The sequence below is a fragment of the Roseateles sp. P5_E11 genome (assembly GCF_054049355.1).
Window position 1 is genome coordinate 1 of sequence record NZ_JBFUMO010000711.1, and the last position, 2,556, is coordinate 2,556.

The following is a 2,556-nucleotide window of genomic DNA, read 5'->3' on the forward strand; positions in this document are numbered from 1 at the left end:
GGGTCATGTCGAGATGCGCTACGACGCCGAGCAGAAGCGAGTCATCTACCAGCCGGTGACCATCGAGCCGCGTGAGATCACGCCTCGCATCATTCGCGAAGACAAGTACGGCGGGCTCTGAACACCATGGCCGAAATCAAGAACTACACCCTCAACTTCGGTCCGCAGCATCCGGCCGCCCACGGCGTGCTGCGTCTGGTGCTGGAGCTGGACGGCGAAGTCATCCAGCGTGCCGACCCCCACATCGGCCTGCTGCACCGCGCGACCGAGAAACTTGCCGAGAGCAAGACCTACATCCAGTCGCTGCCCTACATGGACCGCCTCGACTATGTGTCGATGATGGCGAATGAGCAGGCCTACTGCCTGGCCATTGAAAAGATGATGGGCATCGAGGTGCCGATCCGCGCGCAATACATCCGCGTGATGTTCGCGGAGATCACGCGGCTGCTGAATCACCTGATGTGGCTGGGCGCGCACGGCTTGGACTGCGGTGCGATGAATGTGCTCATCTACTGCTTCCGCGAGCGCGAAGACCTGTTCGACATGTACGAGGCGGTCTCGGGCGCACGCATGCACGCGGCCTACTTTCGGCCGGGTGGCGTCTACCGCGACCTGCCGGACACGATGCCGAAGCACCAGGCCAGCAAGATCCGCAATGCCAAGGCCATCGACAGGCTCAACGAGAACCGCCAAGGCTCGCTGCTGGACTTCATCGACGACTTCACCGCGCGCTTCCCGAAGAACGTCGACGACTACGAAACGCTGCTGACCGACAACCGAATCTGGAAGCAGCGCACGGTCGGCATCGGCGTCGTCTCGCCCGAGCGCGCGCTGAACCTGGGCTTCACCGGCCCCATGCTGCGCGGCTCCGGCATCGCCTGGGACTTGCGCAAGAAGCAGCCCTACGACGTCTACGACCGTCTGGACTTCGACATCCCCATCGGCACCAACGGCGACACCTACGACCGCTACGTCGTGCGCGTGGAAGAGATGCGCCAGTCCAACCGCATCATCCAGCAGTGCTCGGCCTGGCTCCGTGCCAACCCCGGGCCGGTCATCACCGACAACCACAAGGTGGCGCCGCCTTCGCGCGTGGACATGAAGTCCAACATGGAAGAGCTGATCCACCACTTCAAGCTCTTCACCGAAGGCTTCCACGTGCCCGAGGGCGAGGCCTATGCGGCCGTCGAGCACCCCAAAGGCGAGTTCGGCATCTACATGGTCAGCGACGGTGCCAACAAACCCTACCGCCTGAAGATCCGCCCGCCTGGTTTTGCCCACTTGGCAGCGCTGGACGAGATGGGACGCGGCCACATGATTGCCGACGCCGTCGCCATCATCGGCACCATGGACATCGTGTTCGGCGAGATTGATCGATGAGCTACCAACTCTCTGACGCCACCCGCGCGCGCTTCGACCGCGAGGTCGCCAAGTACCCCTACGAGCTGCGCCAGTCCGCCGTCATGGCCTGCCTGGCCATCGTGCAGCAGGAGGAGGGCTACGTGTCCCGCGCCGCGGAAGATGTGATCGCCGCCCACCTCGGCATGCCGACCATTGCGGTCTACGAGGTGACGACCTTCTACAACATGTTCAACCAGCGTCCGGCGGGCAAGTTCAAGCTGAACGTCTGCGCCAACCTGCCTTGCCAGTTGCGTGACGGCCAGAAGGCGCTGGACCACCTGTGCAGCAAGCTCGGCATCGAGCAGGGCGGCACGACGGCCGACGGCCTGTTCACCGTGCAGAAGAGCGAGTGCCTGGGCGCCTGCGCCGACTCGCCGGTGATGCTGGTGAATGACCGCCAGATGTTGAGCTTCATGACGACCGAGCGCCTGGATGAGCTCGTCGACGTGCTGCGGTCTGAAGCAGCCAAGGCCTGAGGACGACGATGCTGGACCTTTCCAAATTCCAAGCCACCGGCGCCGAGACCTGTTTCCACGGCCGCCACATCGCTCCGCAGATCTACGCGGACCTGGACGGCAAGAACTGGTCAATCAAGGACTATGAAGCCCGCGGTGGCTATGCAGCCCTGCGCAAGATCCTCGGCAAGGACGGTGGCGAAGGCCTGACAGCCGATCAAGTCATTGCCGAAGTGAAGACCTCGGCCCTGCGCGGCCGTGGCGGCGCAGGCTTCCCGACCGGCCTGAAGTGGAGCTTCATGCCCCGACAGTTCCCGGGCCAGAAATACCTCGTCTGCAATTCCGACGAAGGCGRGCCGGGCACCTGCAAGGACCGCGACCTGCTGATGTTCAACCCGCATCAGGTCATCGAGGRCATGGCCATCGCCGCCTACGCGATGGGCATCAAGGTCGGCTACAACTACATCCACGGCGAGATCTTCGAGGTCTACGAGCGCTTCGAAGCGGCCCTGGAAGAAGCCCGCGCCGCTGGTTACCTCGGCGACAAGATCATGGGCTCGGACTACAGCTTCCAGCTGCACGGCCACCATGGCTTCGGCGCCTATATCTGCGGCGAGGAAACCGCGCTGCTGGAGTCGCTGGAAGGCAAGAAGGGCCAGCCGCGCTTCAAGCCGCCGTTCCCGGCCAGCTTCGGCCTGTA

Annotated in this window: 2 protein-coding genes and 2 pseudogenes; all 4 read left to right on the top strand. The window is 63.7% G+C overall.

Annotated elements, in window-relative coordinates; genetic code table 11:
• A pseudogene (locus tag ACXJKR_RS29510) lies at positions 1-121 on the top strand (NADH-quinone oxidoreductase subunit C); the annotation flags it as partial.
• A gap of 5 nt (positions 122-126) precedes the next feature.
• Positions 127-1,380, top strand: coding sequence for an NADH-quinone oxidoreductase subunit D (locus tag ACXJKR_RS29515; protein WP_056196920.1), 1,254 nt, complete (start codon positions 127-129; stop codon positions 1,378-1,380).
• A complete protein-coding gene (locus ACXJKR_RS29520) occupies positions 1,377-1,877 on the top strand; it encodes an NADH-quinone oxidoreductase subunit NuoE family protein (protein ID WP_457325875.1) in 501 nt (166 codons plus the stop codon). The genes ACXJKR_RS29515 and ACXJKR_RS29520 overlap by 4 nt, the downstream gene beginning before the upstream one ends.
• Positions 1,878-1,885: 8 nt before the next feature.
• A pseudogene (locus ACXJKR_RS29525) lies at positions 1,886-2,556 on the top strand (NADH-quinone oxidoreductase subunit F); the annotation flags it as partial.

What these genes read in the sequence shown, in the direction of transcription:
- ACXJKR_RS29515 (WP_056196920.1), top strand. Translation starts at nt 127, where the DNA reads ATGGCCGAAATCAAGAACTACACCCTCAACTTCGGTCCGCAGCATCCG.
- ACXJKR_RS29520 (WP_457325875.1), top strand. Translation starts at nt 1,377, where the DNA reads ATGAGCTACCAACTCTCTGACGCCACCCGCGCGCGCTTCGACCGCGAG.